Annotated in this window: 13 protein-coding genes; 7 read left to right on the forward strand and 6 right to left on the reverse strand. The window is 48.5% G+C overall.

Features of this window, described 5'->3' with window-relative positions; genetic code table 11:
- Positions 1-38 precede the first annotated feature (38 nt).
- The 3 genes from DXT99_RS01990 (at position 39) to DXT99_RS02000 (ending at position 3592) form a co-directional block, all read left to right on the forward strand.
- The gene (locus tag DXT99_RS01990) at positions 39-1271 is read left to right on the forward strand and encodes an MFS transporter (RefSeq protein ID WP_220273342.1); all 1233 of its coding nucleotides are present in this window, start codon (positions 39-41) and stop codon (positions 1269-1271) included.
- Between the two features lie 375 nt (positions 1272-1646).
- Positions 1647-2651 carry an amidoligase family protein gene (locus DXT99_RS01995; RefSeq protein WP_115563843.1) on the forward strand — a complete coding sequence of 335 codons (1005 nt, stop codon included), beginning with the start codon at positions 1647-1649 and terminating at the stop codon, positions 2649-2651.
- Positions 2639-3592, forward strand: coding sequence for a gamma-glutamyl-gamma-aminobutyrate hydrolase family protein (locus tag DXT99_RS02000; RefSeq protein ID WP_115563844.1), 954 nt, complete (start codon positions 2639-2641; stop codon positions 3590-3592). The genes DXT99_RS01995 and DXT99_RS02000 overlap by 13 nt, the downstream gene beginning before the upstream one ends.
- A 9-nt stretch (positions 3593-3601) precedes the next feature.
- Here DXT99_RS02000 and DXT99_RS02005 read toward each other — a convergent pair whose 3' ends face one another.
- From DXT99_RS02005 to DXT99_RS02020, 4 genes are all read right to left on the reverse strand, one after another.
- Positions 3602-4498 (reverse strand): aldo/keto reductase, encoded by an 897-nt coding sequence (locus DXT99_RS02005; protein ID WP_115563877.1) that lies wholly within the window; start codon positions 4496-4498, stop codon positions 3602-3604.
- A gap of 318 nt (positions 4499-4816) precedes the next feature.
- Positions 4817-5374, reverse strand: a complete 558-nt coding sequence (gene yjjX, locus DXT99_RS02010) for an inosine/xanthosine triphosphatase (protein WP_115563845.1) — start codon at positions 5372-5374, stop codon at positions 4817-4819.
- 247 nt (positions 5375-5621) lie between these two features.
- Entirely contained in the window at positions 5622-6608 is a 987-nt protein-coding gene (locus DXT99_RS02015; RefSeq protein ID WP_115563846.1) for an aldo/keto reductase, read from the reverse strand.
- A gap of 19 nt (positions 6609-6627) precedes the next feature.
- On the reverse strand, positions 6628-7719 hold the full coding sequence (locus DXT99_RS02020) for a mechanosensitive ion channel family protein (protein WP_246000404.1): 1092 nt from the start codon (positions 7717-7719) through the stop codon (positions 6628-6630).
- Between the two features lie 677 nt (positions 7720-8396).
- Here DXT99_RS02020 and DXT99_RS02025 point away from each other — a divergent pair.
- Positions 8397-9683 carry a citrate synthase gene (locus tag DXT99_RS02025; RefSeq protein WP_115563847.1) on the forward strand — a complete coding sequence of 429 codons (1287 nt, stop codon included), beginning with the start codon at positions 8397-8399 and terminating at the stop codon, positions 9681-9683.
- A gap of 447 nt (positions 9684-10130) precedes the next feature.
- On the opposite strand, the gene DXT99_RS02030 is transcribed toward DXT99_RS02025, so the two are convergent.
- Positions 10131-12059: an OmpA family protein gene (locus tag DXT99_RS02030; RefSeq protein WP_115563848.1), complete on the reverse strand. Its 1929-nt coding sequence runs from the start codon at positions 12057-12059 to the stop codon at positions 10131-10133.
- A gap of 7 nt (positions 12060-12066) precedes the next feature.
- Positions 12067-12648 carry a 7-carboxy-7-deazaguanine synthase QueE gene (locus tag DXT99_RS02035; protein ID WP_181885000.1) on the reverse strand — a complete coding sequence of 194 codons (582 nt, stop codon included), beginning with the start codon at positions 12646-12648 and terminating at the stop codon, positions 12067-12069.
- A gap of 541 nt (positions 12649-13189) precedes the next feature.
- On the opposite strand from DXT99_RS02035, the gene DXT99_RS02040 reads away from it, so the two are divergent.
- Genes DXT99_RS02040 through thrC form a run of 3 tightly spaced genes read left to right on the forward strand, consistent with a single transcriptional unit; the run spans position 13190 to position 16899 of the window.
- Complete coding sequence (locus DXT99_RS02040; RefSeq protein ID WP_115563849.1) at positions 13190-14599, forward strand: aspartate kinase; 1410 nt, start codon at positions 13190-13192, stop codon at positions 14597-14599.
- A gap of 15 nt (positions 14600-14614) precedes the next feature.
- Positions 14615-15574, forward strand: a complete 960-nt coding sequence (locus tag DXT99_RS02045; RefSeq protein WP_115563850.1) for a homoserine kinase — start codon at positions 14615-14617, stop codon at positions 15572-15574.
- Entirely contained in the window at positions 15571-16899 is a 1329-nt protein-coding gene (gene thrC, locus DXT99_RS02050; protein WP_115563851.1) for a threonine synthase, read from the forward strand. The genes DXT99_RS02045 and thrC overlap by 4 nt, the downstream gene beginning before the upstream one ends.
- The last annotated feature ends 80 nt before the right edge of the window (positions 16900-16979 follow it).

A 16979-nucleotide genomic window follows, 5' to 3' on the forward strand; every position in this document is an offset into this window, starting at 1 on the left:
GAAAGAGCTGCATCCGGATTAGAACCTGATTACCCATCATGACTGACACGAGAACACCTGGTGCTGAACCACAATTAACGCGCGCAACCCTTTGGCTGATGACCATTGCTTCCGGCATGGTGGTGGCCAATATATATTACAACCAGCCGCTACTGGTAGAGATAGCCAACACCTACCAGGTGCCCGAGGCGACGGCGGGTATGGTGGCCATGCTGACCCAGGTGGGCTACGCTATCGGCTTGCTGTTTATTATACCGCTCGGGGACATGCTGCGGCGCAAACGCCTCATCCTGATAGATTTTGTGCTGATCATCCTGTCGCTGCTGATGGCTGCCTTCTCACCTAATATCTATACCCTAATGGCGGCCAGCCTGCTGATTGGGGCAACCTCGGTGGTGCCGCAGCTCTTTGTGCCGATGGCCGCGCACCTGGCACGGCCGGAGGCACGCGGCAAAGCGGTGGGTACTGTTATGAGCGGGCTGCTGATAGGTATCCTTTGCTCGCGTACGCTCAGCGGCTTTGTGGGGGCACATTTAGGCTGGCGGGCCATGTTCGTGATAGCGGCGGGCCTGATGCTGGCACTTTGGGTGGTGCTGTATTACCTGCTCCCGGAGGTGCACCCGCAGTTTAAGGGCAACTACAAAAGTCTGATGAAGTCGCTCGTGCACCTCTTCCGTACTGAGCCGAAACTGCGGCTTGCCTCTTTCAGGGGCGCCTTGTCCTTTGCCTGTTTCGGCGGTTTCTGGACTACGCTGGTGTTCCTGCTCGAAGGCCCGCCCTTTCACGCAGGCAGCGATGTGGCCGGTGCTTTTGGGCTAATAGGCGCAGGCGGCGCTGTGATGGCCTCGGTAATGGGCAGGCTGAGCGACAGGTATGACACCCGCATTTTACTTGTAGCCACCATTGGGATGATCATCGTTTCGTATGTTGTATTCGGCGTGTTCAGTACCAGCTTTATAGGGCTGGTGGTAGGGGTCATACTGCTCGACCTGGGGCTGCAGGCTTCTCATATCGCCAACCAGACGCTCATATTCACCCTTAATCCGCAGGCTCGCAACCGCCTGAATACCGTGTACATGTTCACTTATTTTATGGGTGGCGCAACCGGCACCATCCTGGCAAGCCAGGCATGGCAGGTATGGCAATGGAATGGTGTGGTGCTGGTAGGGCTGGTATTCTCCTCGCTGGCTATGCTGGTGCACCTCCTGTTCGCCAAAAAGAACAGCCCTGCCTCTATCACTGTTCCGAAGGAAGAATCACCGGCGGAGTAACCAGCTGATAAAAGGCTTCATACGCAGCACCATATCAAAAATGGTATGAGTCCTTCGGCACGACCTGTTGATATCCTGATGCTGCATGAGCAGCTGTAGCTCCAGCGGAGAAGCGTTTTCAATAAGGAGGTACAGCTTGCTCTGCTGGAGTTTTAGTGGTTGTGAAATTCACCTCTATGAACAGGTCGCTCCGCCGGGACCTGCACTATATGTACCTTTTCCAGCTGACTTTTTGCACCAATAGCGCCTGCTACAGGACCTGAAACAACTTGTTTATTGTACTTTCTAAAGTAAGTTCTGCTGCTCTGGTTGAAACGACTTATAGCTTTTATCGTTTTAGATAGCAGGCACCACAACTATTTAAATTTATATCTGATGCAATACAAAGAACTGCCGGTTCAGCATAATGCGAAAGGAGAGCTCCGAAAGGTCGGGTTTGAGCTGGAGTACGCAAATGTGGGCATAGAAGAGTCCGTTAAAATAATTCAGGCTTTATATGGCGGAAAGGAAGAAATAGATCATCGCTTCTCGCGAAAGGTGACAGGTACCAGTGTGGGTGACTTTTCTGTGGAGATAGACCTGAGGCTATTGAATGAAAAAACGTACAAGGAGCCGCTTGATAAGCTAAATATCAACTTAAAAGATATAAGCATTGGAGACGGGACCCTGGAGGATGAAGTGGAGACTGCAATGGAAAGCGTTATCAACAAAGTGATACCGTATGAAATTACCACTCCACCGGTGCCCTACACAGAAATTGAGGTATTCGAAAAACTCCGGCAATCGTTGTACGAGCATAATGCCAAAGGAACAGAGGCCTTTATTACGAATGCCTTTGCCACCCATATCAACCCGGAGGTGCCAGATACGGATGCCGACACAATCCTGAGGTATATTAATGCCTTCCTGCTGTTGTACCCGTGGCTCCTGAAAGAAGGAGAAACGGACATGGCCAGAAGAATGACGGCTTTTATAAATCCGTTTCCGGCAGAGTATGCAGAACTTGTCCTGCAACCCTCCTACCACCCAGACATGGAGATGCTTATAGAAGATTACCACCGGCTTAACCCGGACAGAAACCGCCCCCTCGACATGTATCCCTTTTTCGCGGCAGTGCGGAAGGAGCAGGTGAACAGTTATACCGATTTAGGAAAGGTAAAAGCAAGGGAGACATTTCACTACCGGCTGCCCAACAGCTGGGTATCGAAGCCAAACTGGACGCTGGCAAAGGAGTGGAACAACTGGGTGGTGCTGGAAGAACTGGCAAATGACCCCGACAGATTAGAGCAGATGAGTAAAGAATACTTAGCGCTTAAGGATGATACGCTCATCGGATTTGATAGTAAATGGATTAAACAGACAGAACAGTGGCTTTCATAACCAAGAAATTCAAGATTAACAGAGACAGACCCACTATTGGCGTTACAGGCCCGGACAGAGGAGGTGGCGTGGCGTGGTTTTTTACTTCCCTGGCTGTATGGATAGCAGGCGGCAGGCCTGTACGTATCACCCCTTCCAGGCCACGCACCGCAGACGGGCTTCAGGGACTGATAATTGGCGGCGGCGCCGATGTGGATCCGACTACTTACCAGCAGGAAAATGTAATAGATGAGTACCTGGCCAGAACCATCAATGAGCCTCATAAAAATATATTCCAACGCGTAGGCCGCTTTACCCGATGGCTCTATTACCCTGCCCTGTTTTTTGTTCGAAAGCTCTTTAGCAGGAGCAGAAAGCATGGGTCTAAACTCGACCGCGACCGCGACCACCTCGAGTTTCAGCTCATAGACCAGGCCGTAAAGAAGAACTTGCCAGTAATGGGCATTTGCCGTGGCTCTCAGTTGCTGAACGTTTATTTCCGGGGTACGCTTTACCAGAACATCAATACCTTTTATCTCGAAGAACCGAATCCCACCAGTATTTTTCCGGTTAAAACAGTTAATATAAAACCGGGAAGTAAATTAGCCGGCGTATTGGGCGTGCTGCAGTTAGACGTGAATGCCTTACACAGCCAGGCGGTAAAAGATCCGGGTAATGATATAGACATTGTAGCCCGTGAACCAAATGACGTGGTACAGGGAATTGAAAACGTAAGGCAGGAGTATATTGTGGGCGTGCAGTGGCACCCGGAGTATTTACCGACACATAAACGCCAGCGCCGACTCTTCCAGGCACTTGTGCAGCATGCGCGACAGGTAGAAGTTCAGATTGAAGACGACGATATGCAGGAAGCACTCGCCAGCCCAAGAGCAGAGGCCCTGGAAGAAATGGAACGGCAGGAAGAAGAAATGATGATGAGCGAGCTGAACAGGAATCTGTAAAAGCTGCCGCTATCGGTGCTGCTCATACTTAATTGGCGGTACCGCCTGCTGCAAGGCCTGCTTTTCCTCTTTATTTAGCGGTGAGGCTTCAGATGCCTGCAGTGCATCCTGCAGCTGCTCGTTCGTCCGGATGCCCAGTACAGCTGAAGTAATGGCCGGATTGTCTATGACATATCGGGCAGCAACCTCAGCTGCCGATCGGCTGTTACCTGCTACACGCTTAACAGCGTCTGCTGCTTTTTTCACCTCCTCTTCTGAAAGTGTCAAATATGCTTTTACAGGCTTATTCACCAGGAGTCCCTGGGCATAACTACCTCTGGCCAGCACCCCAATGTTATTTTCCTGCAACAGGCCCAGGCAGCTTTCTTCCGGACGCCTGTCCAGGAGGCTGTACTGCATCATCACCGATACAATGTGCGATCGCTTTACATACTCTCGGATAACGTTTGGTCTGATGGAGGAAATGCCGTAAGCTCTTATTTTGCCTTGCTGTTTGAGTAACTCAAATGCTTCGATGGTTTCATCTATCGGGTCTTCGATGGTGCCGCCATGCAATTGATACAGATCAATATAATCTGTTTGCAGCCGTTTCAGGCTTTCCTCTACTGCCTGCAAAATATAGGCTTTAGTAGGGTTCCAGTCCCAGCCACTTCCATCGGGTCGCATCTGATTGCCTACTTTTGTGGCTAAAACCACTTTGTCGCGCATGCCATTGAAGGCCTTTCCAACCGTTTTCTCATTCTCCCCCTGCTGATACAGATCAGCTGTATCGAATAGGTTGATGCCTTTGTCTAAGGCCTTGTGCAACAGCGCAGCATTTTCGGTATGATCGCCCTCCAACGACATGCAGCCAAAGCTTACCTGACTTACCTCTAGCTCCGATTTACCCAGTTTTTTATATTTCATAAGTTTTTTTGTCTGCAGGATTTTCAGCATGATGGCTGCTCACTCCTGATAAATTCTCATAACTGCTTTACGTAAAATAGTCCGGGCATACAGACAAATTATCAAAAACAGCCTTGTTTGATTTACACAAAGAGTCCCAGCGGGACGACCTGTTGATAGAAATCAATGATAAACAACTTAGCTCCAGCGGAGCGACCTGTACATCTTTCCCGAACAGGTCGCTCCGCTGGAGCTATAGCGGTTGTAGCATCTTAAGGCTATCATCAGGTCGTCCCACTGGGACTTAAAAAACAGCCAACGTTTTACTGCGCGACAGTTTTATGAAGCGTTAGCGGAATTTGCAGCATAAAGCTGCTCGTTTCTGAAAGGAACCAGGGCCAGTACCACTGCCTGTTCGTACAGTTCTTTTCGGTCCAGTACATTACCGGTGAGTATACCAATGGCGCCGCCTTTCTGCTTGGAGTTGGAATGGTTGAAGACCATGTCATCGGCGGTGCCCAACTCTATCCCCTGCTCCACCAGTTCGGTAACAGCGCGCGGCAGGAAGAATGTACCTGACCGGGCTTTCCCCAACAGCTCTTTCGACTTGATGACCACCCAGGCAAAGGCTGCTAACTCATGGCCTATAGACGCCACTCCTCCCTCTATCCCAATCCAAAAGTCAGCGTCCGGATTGGCATCAAAAGCATTCTGCACTCTGTTCATGGCCCCTTCCAATGTTTCTTCATCCGTCATCGGCTGGTCTGCCACGCCAGAAGGCACGGAAACAGGCACAGCCTTGAATTCTACATCAGGGAACATACGCTGTAAGCCACCTAAGGCAGCATTCACTTTAACAGGATTGGCAGAAGCAACCACAACGGTTTTAACATTCATATATCTGTAGATCTATTATTCAATCACTACATTAGCATGGATTAAATTTTATACTAACGCAGCAATGTCTGTATAATTGATGCACAATTAAAATGCGCAGTGAAATTCTGTATAAGAAATAAAAGTCAGCCTTCAATCCCTGTCTTCCTGGAAGGAGCTTGTGAATTACCTGCAAGTTAAGTACAAGAACCTTCCAGGAAGACAGGGACGTAAGAGTTCATTCTTTTTGATAGAAACCTGTTTTCTCTTACCACGAAGCGTGCACACTCGGCTTAATGTATTTGTTATACACCTGCTGCACGCCCTGCATCTGTTCAGCAGAAAGAGCTGGCAGTTCGGCGGCTTTAATATTAGAAATAATTTGTTCTGGTCTGGACGCACCCGGTATTACGGTGCTTACTTCTTCCGCCATTAGCACCCAGCGAATGGCCCAGGCCGCTAAAGGCTCCTGCCCCGGAAACAGCCTTTTCAGTTCCTCCACGGCTTCGAGTCCCAGATCGAAATCTACCCCTGAAAAGGTTTCGCCCTTGTCAAAAGCCTCTCCGTTGCGGTTAAAATTACGGTGGTCTTCAGGACCGAAAGAAGTCTGCTGGCTCATCTTACCAGTCAGTAAGCCGCTGGCTAAAGGCACCCGCACAATAATGCCAACGTTGTTTTCTTTTGCTTTCGCAAAAAACTCCTCGCCTGGCTTCAGGCGGAACATGTTGTATATAATCTGCACCGTCGTCACATTCGGATACTGCATGGCCATCAGGGCCTCCTCTACCATCTCCACGCTCACTCCTAAATGGCGGATTTTACCCTGCTCCTTCAGCCGCTCGAACGCTTCGAACATTTCCGGTCGCCTGTATATTTCGGTTGGCGGGCAGTGTAACTGAATCAGATCGATGGTGTCACGCTTCATGTTCCGGAGGCTCTCTTCCACATAAGCTGACAGCCGCTCCGGCGTGTACCCCTCCGGCGTATGCGGCTGTATCTGCCTGCCGCATTTGGTAGCGATGTACACTTGCTCGGATCGGCTTTTTACCACTTTTGCTACAGCAGCTTCGCTTTCGCCATTGCTGTATACATCGGCCGTGTCAATGAAGTTGACACCCGCATCTATGGCTTTATTGATGATATTTTCTGCGTTTTGCTCGTTAAAGGGCTCTCCCCAACGGCCACCAACCTGCCAGGTACCTAATGATACTTCCGAGACGTTGAATCCTGTTTTTCCTAAGGTTCTGTATTGCATGTTTTTAATTTTAATATAATTATAGCATTTCGCTTACTTCCTCAGTTTGCTCTTTTGCCACAAACAAAGTGCGTGTGGGGTAAGCAAACTCAATTCCGCGCTTATTGAATTCTTCAAAAATACGAACGTTGATTTTTTGCTGCACGTCCATGTAAACGTTGTATTCGGAACTAAGTACGTAGTAAACGGATTCAAAATCGAGACTGGAGTCACCGTAGGCCGAAAAGTGAGAACGGTCGAATTCTACAGGCTGCTGCTCCATAATAATAGACTTTATAAGCTTCGGAATTTCCTGCACGTGTTCCAGGGAGGTTTGGTATATAACGCTGTTTTTGAAAAGAACCCGGCGCCGCTGCATGCGCTTGTAGTTGTGGACGCGTGAGTTGGTCAGGTCACTGTTCGAGAACACAAGCTGCTCTCCTGAAAGACTTTTTAAGCGGGTTGTTTTGACACCAATATATTCCACAACACCCATTTTCTGATCAATGATAATGAAGTCGCCTACCTCAAAAGGCCTGTCAAAGAAGATTACGAAATAGTTGAAAAGGTCGCCCAATATGTTCTGAGCAGCCAGGGCGATGGCAATACCGCCAATACCAAGACCAGCGATAACAGCCGTGACATCATAACCCAGGTTATCAAACAGAAAGACAAGGCCTATAAACCAGATCATTACATTAACGATGAGCATCAGGCCCCCCAGCTGCTTCACTTTCTCTTCTCCGTTCGTTTGGCTGCGAACATAGGATCGAAGAACAACCAGAAGCGCAGTGGATATAAGCCGTATGAGCAGGATGGTAACGGCAATGGTAACTGCTATCTCTAAAACTTTAGAGAGCCGCGCAGAAAGCACAAGGTAGTTTACAGCGACATATAATACAGTGATGTATAGCGCCGGAATCCCGAAGCGGGCTATCCCTTCCATAACATAATTGTCGATAGAGGTGCTTGTGTTTTCTGTCCACCTGATGATTCGGTTTAAGACTATCTTCCTGAAAAGGATTATCAGGATAAAACCTATTAATAAGATTCCTAAAGCGATGAAATAATCCAGAACCGTATTATTGAAATAGGTCCTCGCTAAGTATTCGTTTATTTCTAATTCAGGCATGTTTGATGATTTCCGAAAAGGTTAAGGTTGATGTTATATAATATTACTTGGCTGCTGTTTTCTTCGGGCAGAATAATGTACGTCAGAACAGATTTTTAGCACATCATTCTGCCAAGGTTCAACAGACGACATTTGCAAAATTACCAAAAAATCAGGACGAAGACAGGTTAAGCAGTCACCTTAGAAGTGTAGAAGCTGAAGAATGCGCAAAACTTTAGCTGCAAACGCAGATAGCAATAGAAAACGCGTACGAATAGATTCACCTGCTTGAACCAATGCAGAACAAGTGGATTTCAAAAGAGATAAACCTGAGAATCAATACACACTGTCATAACAGAGGCTTGCGTCTTATTCTTTACACTCCATCAGGCAGATATATAACTCCATTTACACCGCGCAGCACCTATGCCCCACCCTATAGATTTCTTTTGCAGTGTTCTTTTGCTCATCTGCCATATGGCATATTTTGAAGGGAGCAGAGATTCTTTCCTTAAAAGGTTTGCTTGTTCCGGCAAACATTTTTCTATTTAGCCGTTAATAAAAGAATAATCAGAAATGCTTTATTAAAACATTGCTGACTTTAGATATTATAGATCCTATCAGATTTCATTTTAGAACATTTTTCGTTAATTTCGCTTTATTAGAGATACAACACGGACATATAACCAAAATAAAACATGTCAGAAATTGCTGAAATTATTGTAGATGGTAAATCCTATCAATTACCGATAGTGGTGGGTACTGAAGATGAAAAAGCCATTGACATTTCATCTTTGCGCTCAGAAACAAGCCATATTACCTTAGATCCTGGATATAAAAACACAGGCGCCACCACCAGTGCCATCACTTTCCTGGACGGTGAAAAAGGCATCCTTCGCTATAGAGGCTATCCTATTGAGCAGCTTGCGGAAAAATCAAGTTTTATAGAAGTATCTTACCTGCTTATCTACGGCTCTCTTCCTACAGCAGAGCAACTGGATAATTTCAGCGACAGAATCAGACGCCATACCCTTGTGAATGAAGATATGCGCAAGATTCTGGATGGCTTTCCGGCTACGGCACACCCAATGGGTATCCTCTCTGCTTTGATCAGCTCACTCACAGCTTTTTACCCGGAGTCGCTTAAATCTCCGCAGTCAGAGGAAGAAATGGATTTGTCTGTTATTCGTTTAATGGCAAAGCTGCCAACCATTGCTGCCTGGTCTTACAAGAACTCTATCGGCCATCCGGTTGTCTATCCGAAAAACAAACTGGATTATGGCTCCAACTTCCTGAATATGATGTTTGCCTACCCAACGGAGAACTATGAAGTGGACCCGGTGGTAGTAGACGCGCTGAATAAACTCCTGATCCTGCATGCTGACCATGAGCAGAACTGCTCTACGTCTACGGTACGTCTGGTAGGCTCAGCCCACGCCAGCCTTTACTCTTCTGTTTCTGCCGGTATCAGTGCCCTCTGGGGCCCGCTGCACGGAGGTGCAAACCAGGCTGTGATTGAGATGCTGGAAGCTATAAAAGCGGACGGTGGCGACTCTAAGAAGTTTATAGAGAAGGCAAAAGATAAAAACGATCCGTTCCGTCTGATGGGCTTCGGGCACCGGGTATACAAGAACTTTGACCCTCGTGCGAAAATCATCAAGAAGTCTGCGGATGATGTACTGTCTGCGCTTGGTGTGAAAGATCCTATTCTGGATATAGCGAAAGAACTGGAAGAAGCTGCTCTGAATGATTCATATTTCGTAGAGCGTAAGCTTTACCCGAACGTTGACTTCTACTCCGGCATTATCTACCGTGCACTTGGCATACCAACCAACATGTTTACGGTGATGTTTGCTCTTGGCCGCCTGCCAGGCTGGATTGCACAGTGGAAAGAGATGCGTGAGAACAAAGAGCCGATTGGCCGTCCGCGCCAGGTGTATGTTGGAGAGACAGAGCGTGATTATGTAGCTGTAGAGAAACGATAATATCCTCTGACACCATAAAACAAGAAAGGCTGATCCTAGGATCAGCCTTTCTTGTTTTATGGTGTGGTGTCATTTCTAACCGCTTATCATGCACTGTATCCCATCTTAAAAAATAACTTTGTGTCTGTCTAAGCTTTCGTAGTGGCTTTTCATCCAGCGGCATCATACCCAAAGTTTCATTTCTATTGGCTCTGTGCTCTCCAGGCCGAGAGGCCTCGTCTTCGGGCATCGCGCTGTGTATATTTCCTGCATAACGGCTGCCACTAGCGTGGCACCGGAAATTTACAATAGAGGGCCCCTTCCCCCAGGCGCTCAACCCAAAGACTGGAAACACTTTCACTCCGTGCTAACAGATAGAAATGGCTGAGTTTTTGTAGAGAAAGCATCATCTGAGGAGACATTATCCATTTTTTCTAACAACAAATGACGAACAACCAGCAACGAAACCTAAAGTACCAGCATCTCGATGCGGCGGTTTAGCTGGCGGTTTTCTTCAGAGGTGTTTGGCTGCACGGGCTTGGCCTCACCATAGCCTTTGTAGCGCAGGCGGTCTTTGCTGATGCCGTTGCTGCTGAGATAATCGACCACGGCTTTCGCTCTTCTTTCTGATAACACTTTGTTATCACTGTCAGACCCTACGTCATCGGTATGCCCTGCTATCTCCAGCCTTACCTTCTCATTTTGCTGCAAAAGCTTTATTAGCTTGTTCAACTCGGTCTTAGATTTTCTTTCCAGGTTGTACTTGCCTGTATCGAAGAACAGGTTGTTCAGCACAACGGCAGCACCAGCCTTGATAGGCTCGAGGTATACATCCAGCGCCACTGGTGAAAGGGACTTAGGAGAAGTATAATCAAAGCTCAGGCTACTCATCAGGTAATCCGGGGCACTCACATACAGGGCATACTGTTTCCCTTCTGTCAACACGACTGTATATTCCCCGTTTACCATATCGGAGCTTACCTGCTGTACCAGCGAGTCGTTCTCTACATTATAGAGCTGCACCTGGGCTGCCAGTGGCTTTTTGGTGCTCTTGTCGAACACGCGGCCCTGGGCATACGTGCTGTTCTCGCTGCTGCGCCATGCTGCCGGCACATCGAAGCGGTAAAGCTGTATGGTAGCCGCTCCGGCATCCGTGTTCTCCTGCCTCGAATAGTAACCTACTGTATTATCGGGAGTGATGAAAAGTGATCCTTCATCGGCATGTGTATTCAGCGGATATCCTAAATTCTGCGGTTCCGACCACTTCTGATTTTTCTCCCGGGTTGTTTTGAAAATATCCAGCCCGCCCAAACCTATATGCCCATCGCTCACAAAGTAGAGGGTTGAGCCACTGGTATGTACGGATGGAGCCATGTCGCGGCCTGTGGAGTTAACAGATGGTCCGAGGTTCACAGGCTTTTGCCAGGAACCGTCTTCGTTCAGGTACGCTACCCATATATCTTCTTTACCAACTCCCCCTCCACGTGTGGAAGAAAAGTACAGCGTCCGACCATCCGCAGAAAGGCTCGGCTGCGAATCCCACGCACGCGAGTTCACTACGTTGCCCATGTTTTTTGGCTTGCTCCACTCATCCCCTGTTCTGAAAGAGATGTACAGGTCACAGTCTCCCTGACTGTCGGGACGGTTGCAGGATGTAAACACGAGGGATTTTCCATCACCGGAAATGGTGGCGGCACCTTCATTTGCATGTGTGTTGATGGCCTTGGAGATGGGCAGCGGGTCCTGCCACTCCCCGTCTACCCTTTCACTGATGAAAATATTTTCATCATGGTCAGGCCTGGAGCTGGTTCTGGCAGTGTAAATAAAATATCGCTGGTCGGCGGTGGTATAAGGAAAATACTGCAACCCGAAACGGTTTAAGTTGCCAGGCATTTGTATCGGGTCGAAATCCACAGGCTGCTGCATGGCTTGTAATGCATACTCTGCCGTCTTCACCTGGCTCCGGGACCAGGTTACCAGTTTGGGATTCTTTGGCTTGGACTTCAGGAAGGCCTCGTAATTCTCCTTAGCTGCCGCATACTCACCTCTCTCGAACTGCAGATCAGCAAGGTCAAAGTAATAGCCGCCGTAGGTAGGGCTATACGGAACAAGTTGCAGTCCTTTGTCCAGCAGGTTATATACCGCCACTTTGTTACCCATCATCTTGTTCAGGTTAGCGGCCCGAATGTAGGCCTCCACAAAGTTAGGATCTTTATCTATCGCCTGTGCTAAAGCGTCTAAAGCTCGGTTAAAATCTCGCGCACGGGTATACTCATCTGCCTTCTCATACAACCGCTCCGCTTTGGAAGAGTTGGTGCTTAATTTCTGATTTTGTGCCAGACCGGCGGAGGCGGTGGCAACCGTCAGCAGCAAAGCTGCAAGCAGATTCTTGTACATATGGCTGTTAAGGGATATCCATGTATTTATGCGTTTGTAGTGAAACACGCCATTTCGGATTCTCCTTGACGTACTCTACTATCAGCGGCATAATGTCGTGGGCCTTGCTCCACTCCGGCTGCAGGTACAATTTGCAGTGTTCCCCTACCAGTGCGGCGTGTTCTTCGGCCCATTTAAAGTCGCTTCTGTTAAAGATAATAACTTTTAGCTCATTTGCAAAAGGATACACTGTTGCATCTGGGGCTTTAAATTTTTTTGGAGAAAGGCACACCCAATCCCACACTCCGCTGATTGGGTAAGCTCCGGAGGTTTCAATAAGCGTTTGAATGCCACGCGCCTGCAACTGTTCCGTTAAAGGCTGCATGTTATAAAGCAAAGGCTCCCCACCCGTAATCACCACAGCTTTCCCCGGAAAGGCATCTGCCATGGTTACAATCTCTTCTGTCTTCGTGAGCGGGTGCTGCTCTGCATCCCAGGATTCCTTTACATCGCACCAGTGGCAACCGACGTCGCAGCCACCCAGACGAATAAAATAAGCGGCAGTACCTGAATTGGCACCCTCGCCCTGTATCGTATAAAAAGCCTCCATCAAAGGAAGTTCGCTGCCGTCTTTCGGCACCGTATGGATAGAGGCTGTTTTGTATGCTTTTGTTATCGATTCCAATCTTATGTTGCTGCGGCACCGCCTTTAAGGCCATGCCCTGTTGTGTTACCAGATTTATTCTGCTGATTCATACTCAAAATCATGCAGAACCTGCAATTTAGCTAAAAAAGAAACAAGCACAGCAGCGCCTTCCGTTCCATAGCACTGCTATAACGGCAGTTTCTGCTGCTTTTTTTGTGCAGCTGACAATAAAAGTTCATAAAAATTAGCATTTGTCTAAAAGAGGCACTACTTTGGAGCATCATAAGCAATGAAACAGGCAAATAAAATATCACTTCCTACGCTATCCTTTCTCAAGGACGGGCTTGCCGTGGCCATTACTTTCTCTTCTATTACCGCTACAATTATTACAACCCCTTTTGGGGTTTTGCATCACATATCGTCCCGTTCATAAGTACCGCTTTAACAGTGGTACAAGCCTCCTGTCAGGCAAATTCTCCTTTTTAGCAATTAATTATCCTTTAATATGTTGGTTTTAAAATTTGGCGGCACCTCGGTGGCAAATGCGCAGGCTATACTACAAATAGCCGCGGTATTAAAAGAAAAAGCATACCCACAAAACATGGTGGTCGTAGTATCGGCCATGTCAGGGGTAACGGACATGCTGGTATCCTGTTATCAGAAAGCCGTCCAACACGATGCATCCTACCATGAGGTTATCCAGCAACTGGAGACGAAACACATGGAGGCGATTGAGCAGTTGATACCGCACAGCTATCAGATTGATATCAAGGGAAAAGTAAAGCTCCTCCTCCGGGAACTCGAGGATATTTGCCAGGGGGTATTTCTGCTGGATGAATTGAGCGACGGCATCAAGGCAAGAATCATGTCTTATGGTGAGTTACTCTCCTCTTCTGTTGTGTCTGTCGCTTTCAAACACCAGGACCTGCCCAACACCCTGATTGATTCACGCGACTACATAGTGACCGATAATAATTACCTGAACGCGAAAGTAGATCAGAAAAAGACCTTCGCCCTTATAAAGGAGCGCATGGCTGATGCTGCTTTGACGATAGCGCCAGGGTTTATCTCCCGCACAGAAACAGGCAAAACCTCCGTGTTAGGCCGGGGTGGCTCTGATTACACTGCCTCCATTTATGCGGCGGCACTGAATGCTGAAAGGTTGGAAATATGGTCGGATGTAGATGGCATGTACACCGCAGATCCCCGAAAAGTGAAGGCGGCGCGCTCTATAAAAGAACTGAGTTATAAAGAGGCGATGGAACTGGCCTATTTTGGAGCCAAAGTGCTTTACCCGCCTACTATAGCGCCACTGGTGGCCGCTCAAATCCCGCTGATGCTAAAGAACACCTTCAACCCATCGCATAAAGGAACGCTGATTACGGCCTCTCCTGCTGCGGGACAAAACAGCATCAAAGGGGTTTCCTGTATCGACAATATTGCCCTTATCACGTTGAGTGGCAGCGGCATGGTGGGTGTGCCAGGTATTGCGATGCGCATGTTCAAGGCAGTGGCCACGCAAAACATTAACATTTACTTTATCACACAGTCATCGTCGGAGCAAAGCATTACCATTGCCATGGCCGACCAGGAAGGGCAGCTTGCCCTGCAGGCTTTAACCAAAGAGTTTGCGCAGGATATTGAGATATACGATGTAGACCCGGTAAACTTAGAGCCGCATATGAGTATTGTGGCCATTGTCGGGAACGGTATGATACAGCAGCCGGGCATTGCCGGTACGATGTTCTCGATCCTTGGCAGCCACAGCATCAACATCAGAGCTATTGCACAGGGGGCAACAGAGCGTAACATTTCCATCGTGGTTCGCGGCGATGACGCTGTGAAAGCCGTAAACCTGCTGCACGACAGCTTCTTTTTAGCTAAATCAGAGAAACAAGCCGAAGCAATGGCTTAACAAAGTCTTTAAACTATGAATGAATCAGATTATATAAAGGTCTTTGCGCCAGCTACGGTAGCCAATGTTTGCTGCGGGTTTGATGTGCTGGGCTTTGCCCTTGACCAACCTGGTGATGAAGTATGGGCCCGCAAATCAGACACACCCGGTGTCACTATCTCCGCCATTGAAGGCATCAGCGGTCTTTCCTTTAACCCGGAAGAAAACGTGATCGGCGTGGTGGCACAAAAAATAGCGACTGCCCTGGATGTGCCGTTTGGTATTGAGCTTCAGTTACGCAAAGGGATGCCGGTGGGCAGCGGGCTCGGCAGCAGTGCCGCCAGTTCAGCAGCAGCGGCTTATGCCGTAAACGAGTTACTGGGCAAACCCTTTACAACAGAAGAACTCGTTGTCTTCGCCATGGAAGGAGAAAGAGTAGCTTCCGGTTCTGCCCATGCCGATAATGTAGCCCCCTCTTTACTGGGAGGTTTTGTTTTGGTAAGAAGTTATGACCCGCTGGACATTGTGCCACTAGGCGTACCGGTAGAACTTTACTGCACCTGCGTGCATCCGCTGGTAGAACTAAAAACCTCTCTCGCCAGAAGCATTCTCAAAAAAGAAGTTCCGATGCAAAAAGCCATACGGCAGTGGGGGAACCTTGCTGCTCTGATGGCTGGCCTCCTAAAACGAGACTATAACCTGATTAGCCGCAGCCTGCATGATGAGATATTTGAGCCGGAGCGTGCCTTCCTGATACCGCTATTCAAGCAGGCAAAACAGGCAGCACTTGATGCCGGTGCCTTAGGGGCAGGTATCTCCGGATCAGGCCCTTCTATTTTCGCTTTGTCGGCTACGGAAGAAAGAGCCCAGCAGGTAAAAAATGCCATTGAGCAGGTGTATGCTTCCAGCGGCATCGAGTTAAATACATATGTCACACAAGTGCCGGAGCAAGGCGCACGGGTCATACAACAACCATCCTTACACGCACACGCATGAAATTCTATAGCACCAACCGCTCATCGCCTGACATGAGCTTTAAAGAGGCAGTTATCAAAGGCCTGCCCCAGGACAAGGGCCTTTTTTTCCCGGAACAAGTTCCAACCTTGCCTCCCTCCTTTTTTGAGGCTTTGCCCGACATGGCCCTGCCTGAAATTGCATATGAGGTATTAAAAGAATATACAGCGCCTGATATCAAACCCGATGCGCTTCGTGCCATTTGTGAGGAAGTATTTACTTTTCCCATTCCATTGGTACAGGTGGAAGAAGGAATTTATGCCTTGGAACTGTTTCATGGTCCTACCTGTGCCTTCAAAGATGTGGGCGCACGCTTTATGTCGCGCTGCCTGCAGGCCTTTGCTGAGCCGGACAAGCCGGTGACGGTGCTGGTAGCCACTTCAGGCGACACGGGTAGTGCCGTGGCCAACGGCTTTTTGGGTGTAGACAATATTGAAGTGGTGATTCTGTATCCGAAAGGAGGCGTGAGTGAGATACAGGAGATGCAATTCACTACGCTGGGCCAGAATATTACAGCCGTTGCCGTGGAAGGCACCTTTGATGATTGTCAGCAATTGGTGAAGCAGGCTTTCTCTGATGAGGAGTTAACCAGGGAGATGAACCTGTCTTCTGCCAACTCCATCAATGTGGCCCGCTGGTTACCACAGATGGTGTATTACTTCCATGCCTGGGGCCAGTGGCGCAAGCAAAACCCTGAAAACGATGCTGCTGGCGCCACCTTTGCTGTGCCAAGCGGAAATTTCGGCAACCTGGCAGCAGGCGTTATTGCAAGGCAAATGGGCCTGCCTGTGCTCTATTTTATTGCCGCCACTAACAGAAACAAAGTAGTACCAGCCTACCTGGAATCCGGTGAATATTCGCCGGCACCCTCGGTAGCTACCATTGCCAATGCCATGGATGTAGGCAGCCCAAACAACTTCCCGCGCATATTGGAGATGTTCGGTAATAAGTATGAGGACCTGAAGCAGGTGCTGAAAGGCTACTGGACAGAGGATGCCCCTATCCGAACGGCCATACAAGAAGTGAACGAGAATCACAAATACCTCCTGGACCCGCACGGTGCTATTGCTTACCTGAGCCTGAAGCAGTACCTCCCGTCCATGGAGACAGATGGCATCTTCCTGGAAACAGCCCACCCGGCCAAGTTTAAAGGGAGTATAGACGACATACTGGGTTCAGATATTGCGCTGCCAGAACAACTGCAGGCTTTCCTGAACAAGCCGAAGCAGTCCGGCAGCATCGGGAACAACTACAGCCAGTTTGCCGCTCTGCTTCAGGAGCAGCATAAGCTACAGTCCCAGTCCTGATAAGTAGTTTGCTGCGTTTTCAGATTTATAAATGCTTCAAACACTAAACCCACCCCTGCCCCTCCGAGGAGGGGAATTTT

It is taken from the genome of Pontibacter diazotrophicus (assembly GCF_003367245.1).
GTDB lineage: Bacteria > Bacteroidota > Bacteroidia > Cytophagales > Hymenobacteraceae > Pontibacter > Pontibacter diazotrophicus.

Excerpts from the sequence above, each read along its gene's own strand:
- DXT99_RS01990 (WP_220273342.1), top strand. The coding sequence starts at position 39 with ATGACTGACACGAGAACACCTGGTGCTGAACCACAATTAACGCGCGCA.
- DXT99_RS01995 (WP_115563843.1), top strand. The coding sequence starts at position 1,647 with ATGCAATACAAAGAACTGCCGGTTCAGCATAATGCGAAAGGAGAGCTC.
- DXT99_RS02005 (WP_115563877.1), bottom strand. The coding sequence starts at position 4,498 with ATGAAATATAAAAAACTGGGTAAATCGGAGCTAGAGGTAAGTCAGGTA.
- yjjX (WP_115563845.1), bottom strand. The coding sequence starts at position 5,374 with ATGAATGTTAAAACCGTTGTGGTTGCTTCTGCCAATCCTGTTAAAGTG.
- DXT99_RS02015 (WP_115563846.1), bottom strand. The coding sequence starts at position 6,608 with ATGCAATACAGAACCTTAGGAAAAACAGGATTCAACGTCTCGGAAGTA.
- DXT99_RS02020 (WP_246000404.1), bottom strand. The coding sequence starts at position 7,719 with ATGCCTGAATTAGAAATAAACGAATACTTAGCGAGGACCTATTTCAAT.
- DXT99_RS02025 (WP_115563847.1), top strand. The coding sequence starts at position 8,397 with ATGTCAGAAATTGCTGAAATTATTGTAGATGGTAAATCCTATCAATTA.
- DXT99_RS02030 (WP_115563848.1), bottom strand. The coding sequence starts at position 12,059 with ATGTACAAGAATCTGCTTGCAGCTTTGCTGCTGACGGTTGCCACCGCC.
- DXT99_RS02035 (WP_181885000.1), bottom strand. The coding sequence starts at position 12,648 with ATGGAGGCTTTTTATACGATACAGGGCGAGGGTGCCAATTCAGGTACT.
- DXT99_RS02040 (WP_115563849.1), top strand. The coding sequence starts at position 13,190 with ATGTTGGTTTTAAAATTTGGCGGCACCTCGGTGGCAAATGCGCAGGCT.
- DXT99_RS02045 (WP_115563850.1), top strand. The coding sequence starts at position 14,615 with ATGAATGAATCAGATTATATAAAGGTCTTTGCGCCAGCTACGGTAGCC.
- thrC (WP_115563851.1), top strand. The coding sequence starts at position 15,571 with ATGAAATTCTATAGCACCAACCGCTCATCGCCTGACATGAGCTTTAAA.